The 25,894-nt window shown below is 46.6% G+C and carries 20 protein-coding genes; 12 read left to right on the forward strand and 8 right to left on the reverse strand.

The window, feature by feature from the left end; translation table 11 throughout:
* Positions 1-13: 13 nt before the first annotated feature.
* Both DW800_RS10685 and DW800_RS10690 read right to left on the reverse strand, forming a co-directional pair.
* Positions 14-3,088: a SusC/RagA family TonB-linked outer membrane protein gene (locus DW800_RS10685; RefSeq protein WP_119958046.1), complete on the reverse strand. Its 3,075-nt coding sequence runs from the start codon at positions 3,086-3,088 to the stop codon at positions 14-16.
* Between the two features lie 719 nt (positions 3,089-3,807).
* Entirely contained in the window at positions 3,808-5,613 is a 1,806-nt protein-coding gene (locus tag DW800_RS10690) for an AMP-dependent synthetase/ligase (RefSeq protein WP_009037703.1), read from the reverse strand.
* A 217-nt stretch (positions 5,614-5,830) separates the two neighbouring features.
* Between DW800_RS10690 and DW800_RS10695 the strand changes: the two genes are divergently transcribed.
* Both DW800_RS10695 and DW800_RS10700 read left to right on the forward strand, forming a co-directional pair.
* Positions 5,831-6,448 (forward strand): porin family protein, encoded by a 618-nt coding sequence (locus DW800_RS10695; protein WP_005834577.1) that lies wholly within the window; start codon positions 5,831-5,833, stop codon positions 6,446-6,448.
* A gap of 90 nt (positions 6,449-6,538) precedes the next feature.
* Positions 6,539-7,609, forward strand: a complete 1,071-nt coding sequence (locus DW800_RS10700) for a M20 family metallo-hydrolase (RefSeq protein ID WP_061411066.1) — start codon at positions 6,539-6,541, stop codon at positions 7,607-7,609.
* A 7-nt stretch (positions 7,610-7,616) separates the two neighbouring features.
* Here the strand turns inward: DW800_RS10700 and DW800_RS10705 are convergent, their stop codons facing one another.
* The 4 genes from DW800_RS10705 to dut are packed head-to-tail and all read right to left on the reverse strand — an operon-like array spanning position 7,617 to position 11,864.
* The gene (locus DW800_RS10705; RefSeq protein ID WP_044468528.1) at positions 7,617-8,918 is read right to left on the reverse strand and encodes a murein hydrolase activator EnvC family protein; all 1,302 of its coding nucleotides are present in this window, start codon (positions 8,916-8,918) and stop codon (positions 7,617-7,619) included.
* Between the two features lie 49 nt (positions 8,919-8,967).
* Positions 8,968-9,555, reverse strand: a complete 588-nt coding sequence (locus DW800_RS10710) for a DUF4292 domain-containing protein (RefSeq protein WP_057086959.1) — start codon at positions 9,553-9,555, stop codon at positions 8,968-8,970.
* The gene (locus tag DW800_RS10715; protein WP_080782308.1) at positions 9,533-11,383 is read right to left on the reverse strand and encodes a tetratricopeptide repeat protein; all 1,851 of its coding nucleotides are present in this window, start codon (positions 11,381-11,383) and stop codon (positions 9,533-9,535) included. Before DW800_RS10715 ends, DW800_RS10710 begins: the two co-directional genes overlap by 23 nt.
* 46 nt (positions 11,384-11,429) lie before the next feature.
* Positions 11,430-11,864: a dUTP diphosphatase gene (gene dut, locus DW800_RS10720; RefSeq protein WP_034532753.1), complete on the reverse strand. Its 435-nt coding sequence runs from the start codon at positions 11,862-11,864 to the stop codon at positions 11,430-11,432.
* A gap of 212 nt (positions 11,865-12,076) precedes the next feature.
* Between dut and DW800_RS10725 the strand changes: the two genes are divergently transcribed.
* Complete coding sequence (locus tag DW800_RS10725) at positions 12,077-13,405, forward strand: deoxyguanosinetriphosphate triphosphohydrolase (protein ID WP_008662705.1); 1,329 nt, start codon at positions 12,077-12,079, stop codon at positions 13,403-13,405.
* Positions 13,406-13,433: 28 nt separating this feature from the next.
* Here DW800_RS10725 and DW800_RS10730 read toward each other — a convergent pair whose 3' ends face one another.
* Positions 13,434-14,411, reverse strand: coding sequence for a GNAT family N-acetyltransferase (locus DW800_RS10730; protein ID WP_119958047.1), 978 nt, complete (start codon positions 14,409-14,411; stop codon positions 13,434-13,436).
* A 43-nt stretch (positions 14,412-14,454) separates the two neighbouring features.
* Positions 14,455-15,273 (reverse strand): 1-acyl-sn-glycerol-3-phosphate acyltransferase, encoded by an 819-nt coding sequence (locus tag DW800_RS10735; RefSeq protein ID WP_119958048.1) that lies wholly within the window; start codon positions 15,271-15,273, stop codon positions 14,455-14,457.
* A 215-nt stretch (positions 15,274-15,488) separates the two neighbouring features.
* On the opposite strand from DW800_RS10735, the gene DW800_RS10740 reads away from it, so the two are divergent.
* The 9 genes from DW800_RS10740 to mraY all read left to right on the forward strand — a co-directional run bounded on the left by DW800_RS10740 (position 15,489) and on the right by mraY (position 25,854).
* Complete coding sequence (locus tag DW800_RS10740; protein WP_008662699.1) at positions 15,489-15,992, forward strand: RNA polymerase sigma factor; 504 nt, start codon at positions 15,489-15,491, stop codon at positions 15,990-15,992.
* Positions 15,993-16,368: 376 nt separating this feature from the next.
* Entirely contained in the window at positions 16,369-16,872 is a 504-nt protein-coding gene (locus tag DW800_RS10745) for an RNA polymerase sigma factor (protein ID WP_117922854.1), read from the forward strand.
* A gap of 168 nt (positions 16,873-17,040) precedes the next feature.
* Positions 17,041-18,462, forward strand: coding sequence for a glycoside hydrolase family 125 protein (locus DW800_RS10750; RefSeq protein ID WP_085931532.1), 1,422 nt, complete (start codon positions 17,041-17,043; stop codon positions 18,460-18,462).
* Between the two features lie 521 nt (positions 18,463-18,983).
* Complete coding sequence (gene mraZ / locus DW800_RS10760; RefSeq protein WP_005834563.1) at positions 18,984-19,460, forward strand: division/cell wall cluster transcriptional repressor MraZ; 477 nt, start codon at positions 18,984-18,986, stop codon at positions 19,458-19,460.
* A gap of 10 nt (positions 19,461-19,470) precedes the next feature.
* Positions 19,471-20,391: a 16S rRNA (cytosine(1402)-N(4))-methyltransferase RsmH gene (rsmH, locus tag DW800_RS10765; RefSeq protein WP_119958056.1), complete on the forward strand. Its 921-nt coding sequence runs from the start codon at positions 19,471-19,473 to the stop codon at positions 20,389-20,391.
* Positions 20,392-20,400: 9 nt separating this feature from the next.
* Complete coding sequence (locus tag DW800_RS10770) at positions 20,401-20,751, forward strand: FtsL-like putative cell division protein (protein WP_005830386.1); 351 nt, start codon at positions 20,401-20,403, stop codon at positions 20,749-20,751.
* Positions 20,752-20,838: 87 nt separating this feature from the next.
* Positions 20,839-22,977 (forward strand): penicillin-binding protein, encoded by a 2,139-nt coding sequence (locus tag DW800_RS10775; RefSeq protein ID WP_119958049.1) that lies wholly within the window; start codon positions 20,839-20,841, stop codon positions 22,975-22,977.
* A 45-nt stretch (positions 22,978-23,022) separates the two neighbouring features.
* Positions 23,023-24,471: a UDP-N-acetylmuramoyl-L-alanyl-D-glutamate--2,6-diaminopimelate ligase gene (locus tag DW800_RS10780; RefSeq protein ID WP_087332306.1), complete on the forward strand. Its 1,449-nt coding sequence runs from the start codon at positions 23,023-23,025 to the stop codon at positions 24,469-24,471.
* A gap of 114 nt (positions 24,472-24,585) precedes the next feature.
* A complete protein-coding gene (mraY, locus tag DW800_RS10785; protein WP_005830392.1) occupies positions 24,586-25,854 on the forward strand; it encodes a phospho-N-acetylmuramoyl-pentapeptide-transferase in 1,269 nt (422 codons plus the stop codon).
* The last annotated feature ends 40 nt before the right edge of the window (positions 25,855-25,894 follow it).

Genomic DNA, 25,894 nt, shown 5'->3' on the forward strand with positions numbered 1-25,894 from the left:
ATTATAAGTCTATTTAAAAGTTAACCTTCAAGTTGAAACCTATCGAACGGTTGGTAGGCATACCAAACACATCGACACCCTGCAAACGGTTGCTGGTAGACAGCATACCATCGGGATCATAAGGAGCATTGTTCTTGAAGAAGAACAAGTTACGGCCCACCAGCGAAATTTGTGCACTCTTGATAACACCAATCTTAGTCAGCCATGCCTGGGGCAGATTGTATCCTATGGAAAGTTCGCGCAAACGAATATTAGTGGCACTGTAAGTATAGTACTCTGTCACACCGGCACGTCCGCCCACCAGATTATAAAAATCTTGTATAGCCTGCTCTCCGGATATCTTATGCCCTTCGAGCATCACATATCCACGGTCACGTGCATCACCGGTAGCCTTGCTCACACCTTGCTGGTCAAGGTCGGCTTCTGTCAGTGACATCACTTTACCACCAAAGCGTCCGTCAATAAGGAAATACAACGAGAAGTCTTTCCAGGTAAGCGTATTGCTCCATCCTAAATTGAAATCAGGATTTGAGTTACCCAGCTTTTTAGGATCGGATTTGTTCACCAATGGCAGACCGTCATCGCCAAACTTGATTTTACCGTTATCGTCACGTTCAAAAGTTGTTCCGTAGAAGTCGCCGAACGAACCTCCTACTTCCAGACGGCTCCATACATTATTACTCTCACCGCCACTAAATTGGAAATATCCCAATGCTTCACCGGCCAATGCTTTGGCTTCGTTCTTGTTGGTGGCAAAGTTGACACCTGTTTTCCAACGGAAACTATTGGTCATCACCGGAGTGGCGTTCATCATAATTTCTATACCGCTGTTCTGAATGTCACCTGCATTTACATAATAGGTATTGTACTCTGAACCGGAAGGAGCAGGCAAGGTGAAGAGCTGGTTCTTTGTATTCGTCTTATAGTAAGTAAAGTCAAACTCCAAGCGGCTGTCAAAGAAGCGCCATTCAGTACCAAATTCCAGAGAGGTCGTCTTTTCAGGTTTCAACTCATCAAAAGGAGAAGTTGTATTAAAGCTGATACTGCCGTTCTTTGTAATCGTATTAAGTGGATTGGAGAGATAGGTATCCAAACCGTTACCTACTTGTGACCATGCACCACGGATTTTCCCAAGACTAATCCAGGAAGGCAACTTCAAAGTTTCGTTGAGCAACCAGGTAAGACCTACTGACGGATAGAAAAAGCCCTTGTTCTTATACTTGGTATAGGCCAAGGTAGAAGTCCAGTCATTACGTGCCGTCACGTCAAGGAAAAGCTGGTCTTTTAAACCAATCTGACCGGTAAAGAACACGCTCTGGCTTTGTGTATGTTTTCTCCAATCACTCAAAGAGCCTGCATTGAGAGTCACATTCTGCATCGTAAATACATTGGGAATGGAGAGTGTACCCGGATAGGAATCGAAACCGGTTCCATTGCCATTATAATCATTGATACTGCCACCGACTGATGCATTAAAGCTGAAGTTCTCGAACTGTTGTTGATACGTAAAGAGGACATCTCCATAAGTAGAAAGTTCACTTTGCTCATTATAGCTGTAACGGCCATTGGTTCCGGTTCCGGCAGCATTCATACCGCAGAGGATAGGGCTGGTACCTGCATACATACGGGTATTGTCTTTATCCACTATATAGTCGGCGCTACCACGAGCCTGGATACTGAAATAATCGTTAATCTGGTATTTCACACTCAGGTTTATCAAAGTACGGTACCTCGTATCTTCATTAGGCACTTTGTTGATAAGCCAATAAGGATTTTGCTCCATATCGGTTCCGGAAGTCTTATACCAGTTTTGATCCATAATATTACGTCCGGTATTCAACACTTGATAGTTATCCTTGTAGTAGTTAAAATCTTTACCACCCTCTACACCACCACGCGGGAAGTGGTACAAACCGACCAAAGGATTCATATAATAACCTCCTGAAGTGGTACGGTTATTTCCTTTCTGATACATGGCATTGACGTTGGCATCGACCGTCAACTTATTATTGAAGAAATTTGCTGTTTCGCGGAAATTAAAGTTATGTTTCACCAAACGGTTGCCTTCTACCACACCCTTGCCGTAAGTATTGGCATAGGAGAAATAAGTCTGCATAGCCTTTGAACCCATACTTAAAGAAAGAGAGTTAATAGTGGTAACACCTGTCTTGAAGAAATCGTCAGTATAGTCGGGACTACCGTTTATCTTACCGCCCCAGCTGGTCGTTTGGCCGGTATAATTATTCTGGAATTCGGGAATACCATAGGCAGCCATATCAAAAGTGGTATTGGTATTGAAAGAAATGCTGGCACGACCTTCTTTACCTCTTTTGGTATTGATGATTACCACACCGTTGGCAGCCGAGCTACCATACAAAGCGGCTGCCGCAGGACCTTTCAAGATATTCATACTCTCAATATCATCGGGATTCAAATTGGAGATACCGTCGCCACGGTCGTAGTTACCACTGTCATTATCACCACCAATGGTAGTTGAAGTATTTTCGTTGGTGGAGGAACCAAACGGCACCCCGTCTATCACGTAAAGAGGCTGATTATTACCACTTACAGAACGGTTACCACGGATGATGACCTTGGAAGAACCACCCAGACCGGAAGAACTCTTGTTGATTTGCACACCTGCCGTCTTACCGGCCAGCGCATTCATCATGTTGGGATCCTTGGCACGAACCAATTCGTCGCCGTTCACCACTTGAGTAGAGTAAGTCAGTGATTTTTCTTTCTTTGCGATACCCAATGCCGTTACCACCACTTCATCCAGTAGCTTGGCATCATTCTTTAATGTGACTCTTATCGTTCCCGGAGTGATGGGAACTTCTTGTGTTATCATACCTACGAAAGACACTTGCAGTGTCGTGGCACCTGCGGGCGCATCTGTAATAGTGAATTTACCGTCTAAATCTGTTACGGCTCCGGTAGTACTTCCTTTTACCAATACGGAAGCTCCGATAATCGGTTCATTGTCTTCAGCTGAAATAACGATACCGGTAATGGGGGAATTTTGGGCTGCTACCCAGCTAATGGCCGCCATCAGGCAAACCAAGGTCAGCATAATTCTTTTTTTCATAAGCTGTTTTTCGGAAAATAAATATTAGATTAAATATGTGTTAAGTTAATAAACAGATTCTCGGAAATCTGTTATCCCGATCGGCCAGTCTGATTGGCTGTTCCTCTCATTTCTTCTTCTTTGTATGCTTCATAGGCTATTAGTATGTTACGGTTAATATTTAAGCTTATCCAAATGTCTTTATTCTGCAGATTTCTTTTAAGCTCTCGTATATAAAACCGGGGGCACAACCACAACCCTATCGGAAAAGGAAGATTTGTTTGCTAATAAAAGTTAATGAAGAAAAGCTGCTGGCAGAACCGGTGCTTTATTGCATGGTTTTAAGCAGATTACGGCATCACCCTTCTCTCCCTCGCCTAAGAGTGAGGCTTTCATTATCTACAAGAGAACTCTCCCCCGGCACCGCAACAAATTAACCTCTCCACTGCGACAAACTAACTATTTTCTCGCATCTCATTATTCTTATCACAGTCATGTTAGTTTCTTACAACAGCTGTGTTCTTTTCTTATAACAGCTGTGTTCTTTTCTTACAACAGCTGTTGTAAGAATAATAAGAAGCATAAAAACTGCCAGTCAGCAGTGTACAGATGATTAGTTTCTCGCAGTGCAGGGGGTAGTTTCTTTCTGTTCAGAAGAAGGAGATAAAAAACAGACCGTCCGGCCCGGAATGAAAAAGATTCACCCCAGGTCGGACGGTTATAAACAAAAAAACAAAGTTTTATTCCTCGTACATCTTGTCAATCAGCCCCTTGTAGTTCTTTGCCACTACAGAGCGTTTCAGCTTCAGCGTGTTCGTCAGCTCGCCACGCTCCATGCTGAACGGTTCGGTCAGGAGCGTGAAGCGCTTCACTTGCTCGTAATGGGCGAACTGTTGCTGCAAGGTATCGATACGGGCACGGAACAACGCTTGTATCTTGGAATGTTGCAGTAACTCATCCATATTGTTGTATGCAATGCCTTTCTCCTTGGCATAATCCTTCACAAAGCCATAAACGGGAACTATCAAAGCGGAAACAAACTTACGCTCATCGGCAATGACAGCAATCTGGTCAATGTAACGGTCAATAGCCAGCTTCGTTTCCAATGCCTGCGGCGAAATGTATTTTCCGTTGGAAGTCTTGAACAAGTCTTTGATACGCTCCGTCAGATACAGATGGCTATCCTTCAAATAACCGGCATCACCCGTGTGGAACCAACCGTTACGGTCGATGGCAGCAGCCGTTGCCTCCGGTTTCTTGTAATAGCCGGTAGTGATAGTCTTACCACGAAGAAGTATCTCGTTGTTCTCGCCAATCTTCACCTCCACATCAGGCATCACCGTACCTACGGAACCAATCTCATAGCCTTCGTTGAGGAAGCAGGAAACGGTAGCCGTAGATTCCGTCAGACCATAGCCCACCACCATGTTTATACCTACAGAATGCACAAACTCGCAGATTTCATCGGGCACAGCAGCACCTGCCGTAGGGAAGAAATTACCGTTCTCAATACCTATCGTCTTCTTCAGCAGAGCATAAATGGTCTTTTCGTAGAACTTGTATTTCAGATGAAGCATCATCGGAGGAGTCTTTCCTTGGCGCAAATAATCAATGTTATGCGTCCTGCCCACCTTGATGGCATCCAACATCATCGCTTTACGCAGACCGGTTTCCTGGGAAATCTTCTCCTGCACACCGGCATAGACTTTCTCCCAAAAACGGGGTACACTGCACATCAGTGTAGGGCGTATCTCTTTAATAGTAGTTTGGATATCTTGTGGACGGAGATTGATGCAGACCTGCACCCCCCGGTGTATACAAAGGTAGGTCCATGCCTTTTCGAATACATGGGTCAGCGGAAGGAAGTTCATGGAAACATCCCGGTCTGTCATGAAAGGCAATCGGATATCATGAATGCGGAAAGCCTCTCTATAATTGAAATGATGGAGCATGACACCTTTCGGCTCACCGGTAGTACCGGAAGTATAAAGGATATTGGCGAGGTCATCATCTGAGGCAGCTGCTGTACGTTCTTCTACAATGGCATTGTGCTGCAACTCTTCATCCATTGCCATAAATTCATCAAAATAGATGGAAGTCATGTCGCGCGGATCTTTCACCACAGCACGGTCGAAGATGATGAGCTGCTGCAGAGACTGGCAAAATCCGAACACGCTGAAAGCGGCATCGTACTGGAACTGCTCGCCTACAAACAGATAACGTATCTGTGCATCGTTGATGATATACTGTGCCTGGGCCGGTGAGCTGGTAGCATACAAAGGTATAGTCACCGCCCGGTTGGCGAATGCACCGAAATCAGTAAAGAGACATTCGGGTTTATTCTGCGAGAAGATACCGATATTCTCTTGTGGCTCTATTCCCAAAGCCACCATTGCATTGGCAGTCCGGCGTACAGTCTGTGAGAACTCTTTCCAAGAGATGGGTATCCATTGTGCAGTTTCATAGTCCCTGTATTTCAGGGCTATTTTGTCTCCATACTTCTCTGCCTGGCGATGCACCAGGACAGATAAATGATGATAAGTCATAACTTTTGATATTGGTAAATACGGTACAAAGGTAGTGGTTTCATTTGAAACTAATTTGATATTAGCGGGTAATTATTCAAACTTTACCTTTAAAGTATCCGACCATCCGTTAGCAAATTATCCACAAAAGAAACTTTCTTTACCATTAAAACAATAGAAATATATTAAATATCTATATATTTGTGGTGATATACAAACTAAATCAAATTCAATGAACATGAAAAAAGTATTGCTTTTAATGGCTATGCTGACCATAGGTTTAGCAAGCATCAATGCCCAAGACAACCTCAGATGGGGAGCAACAGTCGGCATGAACTCCAGTAACTTCTCCATTACCGGTTTCGACAGTAAAATAGGCTTTCATGCTGGGGTAAAGGCTGAAGTAGGATTGCCTCAAATTTCAGAAGGAGTCTACCTCGATATGGGTGCATTACTTACGCTGAAAGGAGCCAAAATAGACGGAGGCTCTGCTGCTTCTATCAAGTTCAATCCCTACTACCTGGAAATTCCTGTACACATTGGCTATAAATATGCAGTGAATGAGAACTTTGCCATATTCGGCAATGCCGGTCCTTATTTAGCCATCGGTCTTTTTGGCAAAGCCAAGGCAGAAGGAGATATTCTTGACGAATATGAGTTTGATGATAACTCCACCAATGTATTCGGGGATGATGCCATGAAGCGTTTTGATTTCGGTCTCGGATTAAAAGCCGGAGTCGAATTCAGTCAGAAATATCAGATTTCCATCGGTTATGACTGGGGACTGGTAGAGAACATTAAAGATTCAGGCAACAAAAACCGCAACTTGATGATATCACTCAGTTGCTTCTTCTAAACAATATTGAAAAAACAGAAAGGACGTCGGTTTGGCGTCCTTTTCATTTTTTATCCGTAAGTTTGCGGCCAGATTATTTATTTACCGAATATGATTTACGATATACCGACTTTAACTTCCGAAGCAATCGGATTGCTCAAATCACTGATAGCCATTCCTTCCTTGAGCCGCGACGAGGAGAAGGCGGCAGATTATCTGCAGAACTATATCGAAATGCAAGGCATGGCAACAGGACGTAAAGGCAACAATGTATGGTGCCTCAGCCCGATGTTCGACTTAAAGAAACCGACCTTGCTGCTGAATTCCCATATCGACACCGTAAAACCCGTCAACGGGTGGCGGAAAGATCCTTTCAAACCAACGCTGGAAAGTAATGGAAAGCTCTACGGGCTGGGCAGCAACGATGCCGGAGCCAGTGTAGTCAGCCTGCTGCAAGTATTCCTGACATTGTGCCGCACCACTCAGGCCTACAATCTGATATATCTTGCCTCGTGTGAGGAGGAAGTATCAGGCAAAGGGGGAATAGAATGCGTATTGCCGGAACTCCCTCCCATACAGTTTGCCATTGTAGGCGAGCCGACAGAGATGCAACCTGCCATTGCAGAAAAAGGATTGATGGTGCTGGACGTAACTGCTACCGGAAAATCGGGACATGCTGCCCGAAGCGAGGGAGATAATGCTATATATAAGGTATTGGATGATATTGCCTGGTTTCGTGATTACCGTTTTCCAAAAGAATCTTCCCTGCTGGGTCCCGTGAAAATGAGCGTAACCATGGTAAACGCCGGTACACAGCATAACGTCATTCCCGACCGTTGTACTTTTGTCGTAGACATTCGCAGCAACGAGTGTTATAGCAATCATGAGCTATTCGATGAAATACAGAAACACATCACGTGTGAAGCCAAAGCCCGCTCCTTCCGGCTAAGCTCTTCACACGTAGCTCCGGAGCATCCGGTAGTGCAAAAGGCCATTGCCATGAAACGTACTCCTTTCGGCTCACCGACCTTGTCCGACCAGGCACTGATGCCGTTCCCTTCTCTAAAGATGGGGCCGGGGAAAAGTGCCCGTTCACACACTGCCGATGAATTTATCTTTGTCAAGGAGATAGAGGAGGCGATAGGGATGTATCTGGAGTTGCTGGAAGGAGTAAAAATTTAAATTATCATTATCTGTTCAGCCACGGCTCCGGATTCAGTTTTTCCTTCTCTTTCCTCAATTGGAAGTGTAGCACCGTACGGCCATTGTCGGCCCCATCCGAGAAGATTTGTCCGAGGGGCTGTTTGGTGGTGACATCATCGCCCTGCTTCACCGAGGCCGATGACAAGTTGCAATAGACTGATATATAATTCCCGTGACGGACAAGGATATTGAACAGTCCGTTCAGTTTAAAGACAGCCGCCACTTTACCATTGAAGATGGCACGGGCTTGGGCACCCGGTTTCCCTTGTATATCAATGCCCTTATTGTCCAGCTTGACATTGCGCAAACCTTCCACAGAATACTGGCCGTAATGGCTGGTAATGATATACGCGCCGGTGATGGGCATCGGCAACTTACCGCGATTATTAGCAAAGTTCCCTGATAATTCACGGTCTGCCTTACTCATGGAGTAAGTTTCCAAAGGCTGTGCCTTCGGCTTTGCGGGCGTAGAGGCAGTTGCCGTTTTTTCGGTTTTTTCACCAGCCTTTTTACGTGCGGCTGCCTCACGGCGCGCTTCTTCTGCCGCACGCTTACGCGCTTTCTCTATTTCTTCCGCTATCAGACGGTCAATGCGTGCATTGAGCTGATTGGCTTCACGGCGTTTCTTATTCAGTTCGTTCTGTAAGCCCCGCTGTTTCTTTTTCAGATTGGCTACCAACAACTTTTGTTCCTTCTCCTGCGCTTCCAGCTTGACTTTCTCCTCTTCACGTTCTTTCAACAATCCTTCTTTGGCAACCTTCACTTGCTGAAGCTCAGTCTTCTTACGGTTCACCTGCTCCTGCTTTTTCAACACTTCCTCGCCTTGCAGGCGCTGATAAGTAGCATATTCACGTACATAGCGCATGCGTCGATAGGTCTGTGCCAGGCTCTTGGCAGAGAAAATGAACATCAGCTTCTCTTCAATGGAGCGGTTCTTATACAAATATTGAACGGACGATTCGTATTTCTTCTTCTTGTCCCTTAGGTCACGTTGCAGGCGGGTCAACTGACGTTCTAATGAAGACAACTCGCGCTCTATGGATTCCACATCATTATTGATAGTCAGAATATAGCGTTTGCGCTCTTCTATCTGTCCGGTCAGTGCAGCAAGACCGTTCAACTGGCTTCCCACATCCTTCTTGGTGGTTATCAACAGCGTTTCCGACTCTGCTATCTGTTTCTGCAAGGCACCACGCTTGCTTTCCAGTTCCTTAATCAGCTTGTTGGACTGGGCAAGGAGCGGAGAAACCGGCAAAAGGAGGAGAAAGAAGAGAAGGAGAAGCTTCATAAGTTATGAGTTATAAGTTATGAGGGATTATCTGACAATTATCAACTAATCAAAGGTCCATCAGCATTTCCAGCAGTTCTTCCAGCTCCACCTCTTTATATTTCTGTGAGAGCTGGGTAGGAGTCAGTGCAAAAGGCTTATCCGAGAAGTTGGAAAGTTCAATCTTTCCCTTTTCCAGAGAGGGTATCCCGAGTTCCTTGCCGGTAAGCACCTTCTTGCCATTGGGTTTGGAAGCAGCATAAAGCAGTTTCTCCAAATGGGCAAAATCCGCCTTCTTGGGCAGCACATCCTTCAGTTCCTTACGTGTTGCACGGACATAACGTTTTCCCATACGGTCTACCAACAGAATCTCATCCGGGGTGACTTCCATACGTGCCACCTCCGTACGAAGTATCGGCATCAGAAAGGAAATCTGCATGCATTCTTCCTTCTTCAACTTCATCGTACCGTTCACAGTAAGGGTGGCATCTTTATGGGGTACCGTCAGCTGCACTTTGGAGGAAAGGCAGGCAGATTCTCCGGACAGAGGACTTGAGTGACGCGAAGTCTTGCAACCGGCAAGCCCCACAGCCAGCAACAACAGCAAGGACAATAGGCGGCACGTCCTTGCCATATCATTCAGCAGGTTTAGTTTCATCTGATATATATTTCTTTTTTTGTATTTTCTGTTTCAACGTATCAGAGCGATTGCCCTTATCCCAGGCTTGCTTCCAGTATTTCAAGGCACCTTCCGCATCGCCAGTCATGTAATAGATATCTCCGCAATGTTCCAAGACCACGTCACTGCTATCTTTATCATTCTTTATCGCCTCATCTATGTAGAGACGCGCCTCGGCATAATTACCTTTAACAAACAATATCCATGCATATGTATCGAGATAGGTGGAATTGTTCGGCTCGGCTTTCACTGTCTTGTAGCTCATCTCTTCCGCCTTGTCCAAGTCGCGGCGCTCCACGGAAAGATAATATGCGTAGTTATTCAAGGCACCGATGTTTGAAGGATTGTACACCAAAGCGGAATCATAAGCCGCATAAGCTTCCGCATGCAGATTCTTGGTGTGATAAGCATCACCGATAATGGCATAAAAATCTGATACGACCTCCTTCTTGCTGTCGTCCTTGACGTGCGACAAAGCCTTTTGACAGATGGCAAGGGCATCATCCGTCCGTTCCGCCTGGTTGTAGGCAATGGCCAGATAGAAATAGAACTCCAACATATCGGGATTGGACTCCACACCGGCTTCGCACAAATTCATTATTTCCTTGTAATCCTCCTGGCGCACAGCTTCCCCCAGCAATGTCATACGAGCCGCTGTGTTGGTAGGGTCTATCGCCAGAACCTGGCGCAGAACCGGCCCTGCCTCCTTGTTCATTCCTTTGGAAAGAAGATATTGGGCATACAGCAAAGGTAATTGCGCCTCATCGGGCTCCTGCTCCATGATGCGGTTGAAGAGCGTAATGACACGTGTACTGTCCTTGCCTGCCTGCTCATTCTGCACGATGAACTGCCGCATCACATTCAGTTTGGTGTCCGAAGCCACTTTCTTGTTCAGCAACAGCGTGTCCAATTGCTGTTCATACAGCTCCTTCTGTCCGGTCTCTTCGTAGTAAGAAGCCAATGAGTACATGGCCATTGCATTGTCCGGCTCTTCGGCCAGCACCTTCTTGTAAATCTCATAAGCTTCCTGCTTTTTCCCGTTCTGCATATAGACATCCCCCAGCACAACCTGATAGCGCATATCGTTGGGATACTCTTCTACCAGACTTTCTATTTCATGAAAGGCGCTCTTGTCGTCCTTCTTTTGCAGATAGATGCGGAACTTCTCCATACTGAGCTGTTCATTCTTGCCCATCCGTTCCTCGAGCTTGTTCAGTATACCGATAACTTTGTCATACTCTTCCTGGCGGTTGTAAATCTCCAGCAAGTTGTATAGCGGGTCCAGCTTATCCGAGAAACGTACCGCCATATTTTCCAACAAGGCAGCGGCTTTCTCCGTTTCGTTTTGCTGCATATACAGATTGGCAAGTCCCTGGGCATACCAGTAATTATGGGGAGCATTCTCCACCGCCTTTTCCAAGGCGGCTTGTCCCAACGGCACCTGCTTGAGGTACATATAATACTGGGCCATCTCATACAAAGCCGATGATGCGTTCGGGTTTATCGTCAGGCAATGTTGCAGGACATCGAAAGCCGCATCATAGTCTTTCTGGACTTTCAGACGGGCGGCTTCAAGAAAGAAGTAGTCGTAACGGCGCTGCTGTTCGGGGGTAAGCTCCTTTACGGGCGAAACGTCGGCTTTCTTCGACTTCTTCCGTTTCTTCAATTCCTTCCGTGCCTTTTCAGACCGACCGTACCCGCTCATTTTCTCCTTAGAAGCTTGAACATTGGCAGCCTGCACTCCGTACGTAGTAAAGCAGAAGGTACCTATCAACAATGCAAGTATTATTTTTACTCTGATTCTCATCTATTTAATTATAAATTCTTAACCCGTAAAACGGAACAATATCCATTCATTTTTTACCCGTATGCCCGAAGCCACCGGCACCGCGCTCCGTCTCATCCAGCACTTCCACTTCCCGCCAAAGAGCTTGTTCGTGACGCGCTATCACCATTTGTGCAATCCTCTCCCCATCTTCGATGACGAAGGTTTCTGCAGAAAGGTTGACGAGAATAATACAAACTTCACCACGGTAATCGGCATCAATCGTTCCAGGGGAGTTCAGCACGGTAATCCCCTTCTTAATGGCCAATCCGCTACGCGGACGCACTTGCGCCTCAAATCCTTCAGGAAGAGCGATATAAAGGCCAGTAGGCACCAGACACCGCTGCATCGGAGCCAGCGAAATAGGTTCATTAAGGTTTGCACGGATATCCATTCCTGCAGACAGCTCAGTGGCATAAGCCGGAAGCGGATGCTTTGATTTATTGATGATTTGTACGTTCAACATGATGTTATTTACGATTTGACGATTTACTATTTACGATTGGGGCTACTTCTATTCTTACAATTCGAGTAATTCAAGTTTCGCAATTCATCTTCCTTTTACTATAAACTTGGGCGAAAATACGGCTTTTTATACAAAATAGTGATACATTTGCAGTTAAATAATAGTAACTTCAATCGTAAATAGTAAATCGTCAAATCTCAAATAACATCATGATGAATTGGAATACGCTCATATCTGCCAAACGCTTCGGACTGGAAGAGTTTCACCAGGAACGCCATGAAAACCGCTCGGAATTCCAACGTGACTATGACCGCCTTGTCTTCTCTGCCCCCTTCCGCCGTCTGCAGAACAAAACCCAGGTATTCCCTCTTCCCGGTAGTGTATTCGTCCACAACCGATTGACACACAGCTTGGAAGTATCATGCGTAGGCCGCTCATTAGGCAACGATGTATCGAAAGTTCTCATTGCCCGCCACCCGGAACTGCAAGGCAGCTACCTCACCGAAATAGGCTCCATAGTTTCGGCCGCCTGCCTGGCACACGACTTGGGAAATCCTCCTTTCGGACATTCGGGAGAACGAGCCATTTCCACCTTTTTTTCCGAGGGAAAAGGAATGTCCCTGAAGGGCCAACTGACACCTGCCCAATGGGAGGACCTTACTCACTTTGAAGGGAATGCAAATGCGTTCCGTCTGCTTACCCACCAGTTTGAGGGAAGGCGGCAGGGAGGATTTGTACTCACCTACTCCACCCTGGCAAGCATCGTGAAATATCCCTTTTCATCGAGTCTCGCAGGCAAGAAGTCAAAATTTGGTTTCTTCATTACAGAGGAAGAAAGTTTTCGCCGCATAGCAGAAGAACTGGGTATGGAGAAGCAGAACAATGCCCCGTTGAAATATGCCCGCCACCCGCTGGTCTACCTGGTGGAAGCCGCCGATGACATCTGCTACCAGATGATGGATATCGAGGATGCCCATAAACTGAAAATTCTGACTACACAAGAAACCAAAGAGCTACTTCTCTCTTATTTCTCGAAAGAGCGCCGAGCACACCGGCTCAAAACCATGGAGATAGTAAGCGACACCAACGAGCAAATAGCCTATCTGCGTTCCAGCGTTATCGGACTGCTTATCGGCGAGTGCGTGCAAGCCTTTGTAGACAATGAAGAAAAGATTCTGAAAGGAGAATTTGAAGGAAGCCTCATCAACCATATATCCGAAGTACCTGCCAATGCCTACAAGCACTGTGCAGACATCTCCCTGAAGAAGATTTACCGCTCACGCGACGTGCTGGACATTGAACTTGCCGGTTTCCGTATCATCAGTACCCTGCTCGAACTAATGATTGACGCCGTGTGTTCTCCGGAAAAGGCATATTCGCAACTGCTCATCAATCGCGTATCGGGCCAGTACAACATAAAAGCGCCTGCACTCTATGAAAGAATACAGGCGGTATTGGATTACATCTCCGGAATGACGGATGTATTTGCACTCGATTTATACAGGAAAATAAACGGGAATAGCTTGCCAGCGGTATAACAGACGACAAGCATTCTTCCGGATAGTCCTATGATACAACCTTATTTGCTCCCGACGTAAGCTTGCACGACTCCGGTTCGCTCGCTATGAACGACTCGATGTGACGGATGCGCTTTTCTGCCAAAATCTCGTCCACGGCAATCAGGATACCCGTTTCCTCCACATCTCCAAAACCGTAATTGATGGCTGTACCGAACATACGCATGGTAGGGCTAAGACTCATATAGGCATTCACCAACGGGGGAATATTGTACCCCGCCTTACGGATTTCACAATTCAAAATCTTATAGTCTTCCTTAAAAGAGTCTTTACAGAATAGAGCATCCAATTCATTCTCGTCCGACTCCAGAAGCAACGGTTTCATCGGAGTAATCAGGTTGTCCTTATCCGCAAAATGTTTCCGAAGGAAATAAAGAATCTTATCACGGCTCTGACGATGATAGCTGGGATACATAGTCACCTTTCCGAAGAAATACTTCACATTGGGCATGACTACGGTCAGTGCGCCCAAACCATCCCACAGATTATCCAACGCGAACAGCCCCTTGCTGTCAGCACGCGTAGACTGATACTCCAACGTAACGAACGAACGTCCCAACTCAATGGTCGTAGGAAGATAGTCCTTCAAAAATTTATCCGAAAAGTTAAACATATGGGCAGTTGCCAGAATAGGGGCACCATGTTCGTCAAAACGCACATCCGTACCTAAGATATAACGGTATCCACCCAAAATTTCTTCAGCTTCCGGATTCCAGACAATCAACTGCTTGTACGGATTGTCCATGATGTCATATTCGTCAATATCCATAGACTTGCCCGTTCCTCCTCCCGCAGCGCGGAACGCAATCTCGCGCAAACGGCCGATCTCCTTCATGGTATTCGGAGAGTCTTGGGCAGTAATGATATATATCTGGTTATGACTTCTATTGGTCATGCGCAGGCGCTTCTCCTCAGTCAACTCCGCTTTCAACAGCTCCTTGCTTACCGGTGCAATTACATCTTCCATATTTCTCTGTTAGTAGTTCTTCTTTTATATAAATACGGTCTCTCTACAATTTATATACAATATCCTTCACATATTGCGCCCATCCGGCCGGGCTTTTCGATTTGTCGAAAGTTTGCCAGGGGATAGGCTTCCCTATGGTGATGGTAAATGTTTTATGGCGATTCTTCAGCATTTCATCTGCCAGGTAAAGCATGGCGATATTGAACTTGATGCCCAACATCTTACAAAAATTGGCAAGATTATAAAAGAAGTTGGAGTTCCGCCCCTCGAAGTGGATGGGAACTACATCACGGTGGGCTTCGACACTCTTCACGATAAAGGTCTTTTTCCAATCCAAGTCACGGATGACCCCATTCTGCCTACGTGAACAAAGACCTGCGGGAAACATGATGAGCTGATTGTCCGAAGCAAATCCCGCCTCCACCATTCTCGGGAAGTCTTTGGCCTGCTTTCCCGTCTTGTTGATGGGGATACAGAGCGGTGCCAGTCCGTGCAGGTTCATCAGCAGGTCGTTGACCATATATTTCACCTTGCCGCCATAAAAGGAGCCCAGGACATAACCCAACGCCACTCCGTCCTGCCCACCCAGGGGATGGTTGGATACAAAAGTATAAAGCCCTTCTTTAGGCAGATTCTCCTCCCCCTTTACCACAATATTGGCATCAAGGAACTCCAGACAAGCTTTCAGAAAATCCACACCGACTTTATCTTTCGACTCCCGCAAAAAGACATTCAATTCCTCTTGATGAACGATATGCTTCAAATAAGAAACCACGAACTTGGGGATATACTTAGACTTCTTCGGAGCCTTTTCCCGAAGTATCTTGTCTATGTCAATCAAAAATAAAGAGTCGTCAGCCATTCTTCTTTTGATGAAATGAATGCGCAAAATTAACTCATCTTTTTAATTAATCGCAAAAAAATGACAGAAAACTGCACCCGAAATCTATCAAATAGCACCTAAAAACTGTCAATTGATAGTTTTTCCCCTAAAGTGTGTTTGAAATCCGTCTGCCTGAAAGAGAAAACTTCCGTAAACTTGCAATATCAAGATTAACGAAAAAAAACATAGCACATATGAACAATATAACATTTAAAAAAGACCTGCTCGGAGTTCAAGACGATTTATTGCGTTTTGCATACAAACTTACTTCCGACCGTGAAGAAGCCAACGACCTCTTGCAGGAAACATCCCTGAAAGCTCTGGATAACGAAGAGAAGTATACGCCCGATACTAATTTCAAAGGATGGATATACACCATCATGCGCAATATCTTCATCAACAATTACCGCAAAGTGGTGCGTGACCAGACTTTCGTGGATACCACGGACAATCTCTATCACCTGAACCTGCCGCGCGACGCCGCTTTTGAAAGCACAGAAAGCGCATATGACCTGAAAGAGATGCACCGCATTGTCAACGCCCTTCCACGGGAGTACAAGATTCCCTTCTCCATGCATGTCTCCGGCTTCAAATACCGCGAAATTGCAGAGAAGCTAGGGTTGCCCTTAGGCACGGTAAAGAGCCGCATTTACTTCACCCGCCAAAAACTACAACAAGACTTGAAGGATTTTGTTTAAGCACTCAGCATATAAAACCAGTGATTTCCATAAATTAAGAAGAGTACAGATTTTAGTTGTATCAAAAGAGAGAAAGGCAGGCCGGGACAATCCCGCGTCTGCCTTTCATGGTCTCGCCCCTTGTATTTCGTACACAAACTCATTCAAGCCGTTACGCTTTGCGACAATATTATTTACAAAAATCAGGATAGCAATCTCTGGCTACATCCCACTTTTCCACCTATCCGAGGCACTGAAAGCTAACCAAAGCCACCCGAAAACTGCCAATTGTTAGATTTTACCCCAAAGAGAGTTTGATTTCCGTCTATCAAAAAGAGAAATCATCCGTAGCTTTGCATCATCAATAAAACGAACAATAATTTAAAAAACATCCATTATGAATAATAGAACATTTACCCAAGACCTACTCGGAGTTCAAAACGACTTATTACGCTTTGCATATAAATTAACCTCCGACCGCGAAGAGGCCAACGACCTGCTTCAAGAGACATCCCTGAAAGCTCTGGACAATGAAGAGAAGTACACACCTGATACCAACTTTAAAGGATGGATATATACCATCATGCGTAATATTTTCATCAACAATTACCGTAAAGTGGTACGTGACCAGACATTTGTAGATACCACAGACAATCTCTATCATCTGAACACGCCGCACGACCTCACACTCGACAGCACAGAAGGCGTCTACGACCTGAAGGAAATGCACCGCATTGTCAATGCCTTGCCACGTGAGTACAAGATACCTTTCTCCATGCATGTCTCCGGTTTCAAGTACCGTGAAATCGCAGAAAAGCTGAACCTCCCACTTGGAACAGTAAAGAGCCGCATCTTCTTTACCCGCCAGAAACTGCAACAGGAACTGAAAGATTTCAGATAAGAGAATACGGCAACCTAAGAATTGTTTATTAATTGGCCGGATAAAAAAGTAAATATGCTTATCTTTGGGCAATCATGGGACACAAACCAAGATACCTAAAGAAAAACCGAGTAATTAATAAACAACATGAAGAAACAGACAATCATTACAGCCTGCACATTTGCAGCAATGACAATGGCTACTCCTGCCGTTTTTGCCGTACAGCCGGCCATGAGTAACCACGTATGCGCCTCCGACGCTATCAAGAAAGACAACCGACCGGTAGAATCAAAACGACTGTTCCGTTCCAAAGCCGTAGAAGAACAAATTCAACGGATACAGCAGCTGCTGAAAAATCAGAAGCTGTCATGGATGTTCACTAACTGCTTTCCCAACACACTGGACACCACCGTCCATTTCCGCAAGGACAAGAAAGACGGGAAGCCCGACACATTTGTCTACACCGGAGATATCCATGCCATGTGGCTCCGCGACTCAGGTGCGCAGGTGTGGCCCTACGTACAGCTGGCCAATGAAGACAAGGAACTGAAGACGATGCTTGCAGGAGTCATCAACCGCCAATTCAAGCTGATTAATGTAGACCCGTTTGCCAACGCCTTCAACGACGGCCCCATCCCCGACGGACACTGGAAAACCGACCTTACCGACATGAACGACGAGGTGCACGAGCGTAAATGGGAAATCGATTCACTGTGTTATCCGCTACGCCTTGCCTACCATTACTGGAAAACGACCGGTGATACAAGCATCTTCGATGCCGAGTGGATAAAAGCAATCCAAAACATCCTGACCACCTTCCGCGACCAACAGCGCCGTGACGGACGCGGTTCCTACCATTTCCAGCGGGTAACTGAACGCGCACTGGACACGATGACCAACGACGGCTGGGGCAATCCGGTGAAACCGGTCGGACTGATTGCATCTTCTTTCCGCCCTTCCGATGACGCCACCACCTTCCAATTCCTGATACCCTCCAACTTCTTCGCCGTATCTTCGCTGCGTAAGGCAGCCGAGATTCTGACTGAAGTCAATAACCGCCCGGAGCTTGCAAAAGAATGTACCGACCTGGCCGGAGAAGTAGAAACCGCCCTACGAAAATACGCTACCTACAACCATCCCAAATACGGCACCATCTATGCCTTCGAGGTAGACGGTTTCGGCAACCACCTTCTGATGGACGACGCCAATGTACCGAGCCTTATCGCACTGCCCTATCTGGGCGATGTGGACATCAACGATCCTATTTACCAGAACACCCGTCGTTTCGTATGGAGCGAGGATAACCCATACTTCTTCAAAGGTACGGCAGGCGAAGGCATTGGAGGTCCGCACATCGGCTACGACATGATTTGGCCGATGAGCATCATGATGAAAGCCTTCACAAGCCAGAACGATGAAGAGATTAAAACTTGCGTGAAGATGTTGATGGATACAGAAGCCGGAACCGGCTTTATGCACGAGTCTTTCCACAAAGACAATCCCGCCAAGTTCACCCGCGCCTGGTTTGCATGGCAAAACACATTGTTTGGCGAACTCATTCTAAAACTGGTGAACGAGGGCAAGCTAGACTTGCTGAACAGCATACAGTAAAAAAACATTTATCCCCCCTGGATTCTGTGGATGAATGTAATAATCAACCACTCCAGGGGGAATATTATCACTCTTCCCTCCCATCATCTTCCGGTAAGTAGTAACGTTCACAAAATAGACGGGAAGTTAACAAAAAAAGTTTCAGAAGTTAATACTAAAACAAGAAAGAGTTAAGAAAGAGCTTTATCCCAAACTTTGGTTTTTCCAAACCAAGCCTGGGGATAGAGAAACCAAGTCTTGGTTTAGATATCCGCAAAGCTGGGAAAGAAGTTTCCCACCCAAGACACCATTCCACCAACAAGCGACTTTCAAACCAAAGACCGTCATCCTCAACCGAATCTTTTCAAAAGAGACTACACGAATCCCCCACCAGCAAAGCGTTTCAAAAGCAGCTTCATTATCAAATGAATAAGCTATCAACAAGGTGTTGAAAACTTCTTCCTAAGATTTTAGTTAAAAGATTGTGGGGAATTGTGGGGAAATGTGTATTTTTACCGTCGCTTATTATAATAAGGTGAGAAATGATACAATTTTTAGGTAATATCGAGGCTAAGGCGGATGCAAAAGGAAGAGTTTTCATCCCGGCCACCTTCCGGAAACAGCTGCAAGCCGCTTCTGAAGAAAGACTCGTGTTGCGTAAGGACGTGTATCAGGATTGCCTGGTGCTCTACCCGGAAAGTGTATGGTTTGCCACTCAAAACCAACTTCGCTGCCGGCTGAATAAATGGAACGCCAAACAACAAATGATTTTCCGCCAGTTCGTAAGTGACGCGGAAGTTATGACCCCTGACGGGAACGGACGCATCCTGCTCCCAAAACGTTACCTGCAAATGGCGGGTATACAAAGTGATGTCCGCTTCATTGGTGTGGACAACACAATAGAAATCTGGGCTAAGGAACGTGCCGACCAACCATTCATGAACCCCGACGAGTTCAGCGAGGCTCTTGAAGAACTGCTGGGAGACGAAAATATTTGTTGTGACGAAAATAAGCTATAAACAACAGATGATGAAAGAAGAAACAACATATCACATCCCCGTATTGCTGATGCCGAGCGTAGATGCAATGAACATCCGTCCGGACGGCACGTATATAGACGTAACGTTTGGTGGAGGAGGACATTCGCGCGAGATACTGTCCCGCCTGGAAGACGGCGGCCGGCTGCTGAGCTTCGACCAGGACGAGGATGCGGAACGTAACATTGTGAACAACCCGCATTTTACATTCGTACGCAGCAACTTCCGCTACCTGCACAACTTCCTACGCTATCACGGCATCGAAAAAGTGGATGCCATACTTGCCGACCTCGGCGTATCTTCCCATCACTTTGATGACAGCGAACGGGGATTCTCCTTCCGCTTCGACGGGGCACTGGATATGCGTATGAACAAGCGTGCCGGCCTAACCGCTGCCGACATCGTGAATACCTACGAAGAAGAAAAGCTGGCCGATATTTTTTATCTGTACGGCGAGCTGAAGAACAGCCGGAAACTGGCATCTGTCATCGTTAAGGCACGGGCTACGCAGAGAATTGCCACCATCGGCGAATTTCTGGAAATCGTCAAGCCACTCTTCGGCCGCGAACGCGAGAAGAAAGAACTGGCAAAAGTATTCCAGGCATTGCGCATTGAGGTAAACCAGGAAATGGAAGCACTGAAAGAAATGCTGTATGCGGCAACAGAAGCGCTAAAGCCGGGAGGCCGCCTGGTGGTGATAACCTATCACTCCCTGGAAGACCGTATGGTGAAGAATATCATGAAAACCGGCAACGTGGAAGGCAAGGCCGAAAAAGATTTTTTCGGGAACGTATTGACCCCGTTCCGGCTAGTCAACAACAAAGTGATTGTACCGGACGAGGAAGAGATAGAGCGCAATCCGCGTTCGCGCAGCGCCAAGCTGAGAATTGCAGAAAGAGTAATGAATGATTAATGACTAGCAATGGAAAAGAAGCAAGAAGAAAAGAATACGGAAAAGGTGAAAAAACGCACCTCACTGAAGAACATCATCGGAGGCGACATTCTGGCCACAGACTTCTTCCGCCGCCAAGCCGGATTGTTGTTCCTTATCATGGTGCTTATCATTATTTACATCAACAACCGTTACGAATGCCAACTGCAACTGATAGAGATAGACAATCTTAAAAAAGAGCTGATAGACATCAAGTACGATGCCTTGACACGCAGTTCGGAATTAATGGAGCGGAGCCGCCAATCGCGCATCGAGGAATACATCGCCACCAAAGAAAGCGATTTGCAGACTTCCACTAATCCACCGTACTTACTAAAATAATGGAGAATTGAGGATTAAAGTAATTTCAATAGTACATCGTAAATCGTTAAATCGTAAATAACATTGGCTGTAAATAAAAAAAACATAATGACCCGTTACTTCTTCGTCGTCCTACTCATGGGGCTGGTGGGGATAGCTATTGTTGTAAAAGGTGCCATGATTATGTTTGCCGAGCGACAGTACTGGCACGATGTAGCCGACCGCTTCGTAAAAGAGAATGTAACGGTGAAGCCCAACCGGGGAAATATCCTGTCCTCGGATGGCAAACTGATGGCAAGTTCGCTGCCGGAATATAAAATATATATGGACTTCATGTCCGGCGAAAGGGACGAGAAGCGCCGCAAAAAGGATCAGCAGCGCAAGGATTCTATCTGGAAAGCCAATTTCGATTCCATCTGTATCGGGCTTCATCAGATTTTTCCGGACATCAGCGCCGCCACCTTCAAAAGCCATCTGCGCAAGGGGCGGGAGATGAAGAGCCGGAACTACAACATTCTTCCCAACCGCAACCGGCGCATCTCTTACATTCAGTATAAGGAAGCCAAGCGGTTACCCGTATTCAAGATGAACAAGTACAGAGGGGGGTTCCACGAACAGATATACAACCAGCGTAAAAAGCCGTTCGGTTCTTTGGCAGCCCAAACCCTGGGCCGTCTCTATGCCGATACAGCCATGGGAGCCCGTAACGGCATTGAACTGGCCTTCGACACCCTGCTGAAAGGACGGAACGGTATTACCCACCGTCAGAAGGTGATGAACAAATACCTGAATATCGTAGACCTTCCCCCGGTAGACGGTTGTGACATCATATCCACCCTCGACGTAGGCATGCAGGACATCTGTGAGAAGGCCCTGGTGGACAAGTTGAAGGAAATCAATGCCAATGTCGGGGTAGCCGTACTGATGGAAGTGGCTACCGGAGAAGTAAAGGCCATTGTCAACATGATGAAAGCCGGAGACGGCAATTACTACGAAATGAACAGTAATGCCATCAGCGATATGTTGGAACCGGGCTCCACCTTCAAGACAGCCTCCATTATGGTGGCACTGGAAGACGGCAAGATAACCCCGGATACCGAGGTAGACACGGGCAACGGTATTATGAATATGTACGGCAGCAAGATGAGGGACCACAACTGGCACCGGGGAGGTTACGGAAAGATAGATGTAACACGTATTCTGGAAGTTTCTTCCAATGTGGGTGTCTCCTACCTCATCGACAAGCACTACAAGGATAATCCGCAGAAGTTCGTGGACGGTTTGAAGCGCATGAGCATCGACCAGCCGCTTCATCTGCAAATTCCTGGTGAAGGGAAACCCAACATCAAAGGGCCTAAAGAGCGTTATTTTGCCAAAACGACTTTGCCGTGGATGAGTATCGGCTACGAGACCCAGGTACCTCCTATGAACATACTGACCTTCTACAATGCCATAGCCAACAATGGGGTCATGGTACGCCCCAAATTTGTGAAAGCAGCGGTAAAGGACGGTGAGGTAGTGAAAGAATATCCTACGGAAGTAATCAATCCCAAGATATGTTCCGACCATACCCTGACACAAATCCGCGAAATCCTTCGGAAAGTGGTATCGCAAGGATTGGCAAAACCCGCCGGCAGCAAGCAGTTCTCCGTATCGGGCAAGACGGGTACGGCACAGATTTCTCAAGGAGCCGCCGGATATAAGTCGGGACGGGTGAATTACCTTGTAAGTTTCTGCGGATATTTCCCCTCGGAAGCACCTAAATACAGTTGCATCGTTTCCATCCAGAAGCCCGGGTTACCAGCTTCAGGCGGTCTGATGGCAGGTAGTGTCTTTGGGAAAATAGCAGAAAGAGTTTATGCCAAAGACCTGCGTTTTGACATACGCAGTGCCATAGACAGTACCACCAATGTGATTCCTCCAGTGAAAGCCGGCGAGATGAATGAAGCACTCCTTGTATTGAACGATTTGAAAGTGCCCGTTCAGAAACAGTTCGCCGGACAAAAGAAAAAGGAACAGTGGGGGCATACACAAGCAGCTCCGTCGGCAGTCATCCTGCAAGACCAGGAACCGGCCTCGGGCACTGTGCCCAGTGTGGTCGGTATGGGAGCGAAAGATGCTGTCTACCTTTTAGAGAGTAAAGGACTGAAAGTAAGGCTAAACGGAGTGGGACGGGTAAGGAACCAGTCCATAGCAAGCGGCAGCCGGATAGTGAAAGGACAAACCATAACCCTGACACTACGTTAATATGAGAATAAACAAGATTTGGATATACATTATATATAATAAGGTATGAGATTAAGTGATTTGTTGCAAACAATACAGCCGGTCCGGATTGCCGGAAGTACAAGCATGGAGATAACGGGGGTGAATATAGATTCCCGCCTGATAGGAACCGGACATCTGTTCATGGCCATGCGTGGTACACAGACCGACGGGCATGCCTATATTCCGGCTGCCATCGATAAAGGGGCTGTTGCAGTATTGTGTGAAGAATTGCCGGAAGAGCTTAAGGCCGGCATCACCTACATTCAGGTGAAAGACAGTGAAGATGCCGTAGGGAAAGTGGCTACCACTTTCTATGGTGACCCTACATCCAAGATGGAACTCATCGGCGTGACCGGAACCAACGGAAAAACAACCGTTGCCACCTTATTATATAATACTTTCCGCTATTTCGGCTACAAGGTCGGACTGGTTTCCACTGTATGCAATTACATCGACGACCAGCCCGTACCGACCGAACACACCACCCCAGACCCGATAACCCTGAACCGCCTGCTTGGCGAAATGGCCGATTCCGGCTGCAAGTATGCCTTCATGGAAGTCAGTTCCCATTCCATTGCCCAAAAGCGCATCAGCGGTCTGAAGTTTGCCGGCGGTATTTTCACTAATCTGACCCGCGACCATCTGGATTATCATAAAACGGTGGAGAACTACCTCAAAGCCAAGAAAAAGTTCTTCGACGAACTGCCAAAAGGAGCTTTCAGCCTGACCAACCTGGATGACAAGAACGGACTTGTGATGACGCAGAATACCCGTTCGAAGGTATACACCTACTCTTTGCGTAGTCTTAGCGACTTCAAAGGCAAAGTCTTGGAGTCTCATTTCGAGGGAATGTTGCTCGACTTCAACAATCACGAACTGGCAGTACGTTTCATCGGAAAGTTCAATGCCTACAACCTGCTGGCGGTATTCGGTACTGCCGTATTGCTTGGCAAGAAAGAAGAGGATGTACTGGTTGCCCTCAGCACGCTGCATCCGGTAACCGGCCGCTTCGATGCCATCCGTTCACCGAAAGGCTACACCGCCATTGTGGACTATGCGCATACTCCAGACGCCCTGGTCAATGTATTGAACGCCATTCACGGAGTGCTGGAAGGAAAAGGGAAAGTGATTACCGTTGTGGGCGCCGGCGGCAACCGCGACAAAGGCAAGCGTCCCATCATGGCCAAAGAATCCGCCCGCTTGAGCGACCGGGTCATCATCACCTCCGATAACCCGCGCTTTGAAGAGCCGCAGGACATCATCAACGACATGCTGGCGGGACTGGATAAAGACGACATGCAGAAAACTATCAGCATCACCGACCGCCGCGAAGCCATCAAGACAGCCTGCATGCTGGCACAGCCGGGAGACGTGATTCTCGTTGCAGGCAAGGGGCATGAGAATTATCAGGAGATTAAAGGCGTGAAACACCATTTTGACGACAAAGAGATATTAAATGAGATAATGTGCTGATATGCCAATGTGCTAATTGCCATGCGTCATGTAGGATATTCATTCCTTTACCAGCAGATATACCAGACTATCAATTAGCATATTGGCACATTAAACAATTAAATAATTAACATCATGTTATACTATTTATTTCAATGGTTAGACAAATATGACTTCCCCGGTGCGGGCATGTTTGGCTATACATCCTTCCGTTCGTTGATGGCAATCATTCTGGCATTGCTCATTTCGAGTATCTGGGGAGATAAGTTCATCAATCTACTGAAACGCAAGCAGATTACTGAAACGCAACGTGATGCCAGCATCGACCCGTTCGGCGTAAACAAGGTGGGAGTACCCAGCATGGGCGGTGTCATCATTATTTTTGCCATACTCATTCCTTGCCTACTACTGGGCAAATTGAGCAATATTTATATGATATTGATGCTGATTACCACAATCTGGCTGGGGTCGCTGGGCTTTGCCGACGACTACATCAAGATATTCAAGAAGGACAAGGAAGGCCTGCACGGTAAGTTCAAAATCATCGGTCAGGTAGGCTTGGGACTTATCGTCGGACTGACTCTCTACCTCAGTCCGCAGGTGGTTATCCGCGAGAACATAGAAATAGAGAAACCGGACGGACAGATAGAAGTGGTGCATGCCGCCAAGGAAATCAAGGCAACACAGACCACCATCCCATTCTTCAAGAGCAACAACTTCGACTATGCCGACCTAGTGGGCTTCATGGGTGAACATGCCCAGACAGCAGGTTGGATACTGTTTGTGATTATCACGATTTTCGTAGTTACCGCCGTCAGCAACGGAGCCAACCTGAATGACGGAATGGACGGAATGGCGGCAGGGAACTCTGCCATTATCGGACTGACCTTGGGAATACTCGCCTACGTATCGAGCCACATTGAATATGCCGGCTACCTGAATATCATGTACATTCCCGGCTCGGAAGAACTGGTAATCTTTATCTGTGCCTTCATCGGTGCACTTATCGGCTTCTTGTGGTACAATGCCTATCCGGCCCAGGTATTCATGGGCGATACGGGCAGTCTGACCATTGGAGGAATCATCGCAGTATACGCCATCATTATTCACAAGGAACTGCTGATACCCATCCTTTGCGGTATCTTCCTGGTGGAGAACCTTTCGGTCATCCTGCAACGCCTCTATTACAAGGCAGGCAAGCGGAAAGGCGTGAAACAACGTCTCTTCAAAAGAACACCGATACACGACCACTTCCGCACTTCCATGAGCCTGATAGAGCCGGGATGCAGCGTAGTATTCACCAAACCGGACAAGCTGTTCCACGAATCCAAAATCACCATCCGCTTCTGGATTGTGACGATTGTATTGGCAGCGATAACGATTATAACATTAAAGATTAGATAATAATTATTCAATATGCTAATGTGCCAATGTGCTAATTGCC

This window comes from Bacteroides sp. AM32-11AC, assembly GCF_003603515.1.
GTDB lineage: Bacteria > Bacteroidota > Bacteroidia > Bacteroidales > Bacteroidaceae > Bacteroides > Bacteroides uniformis.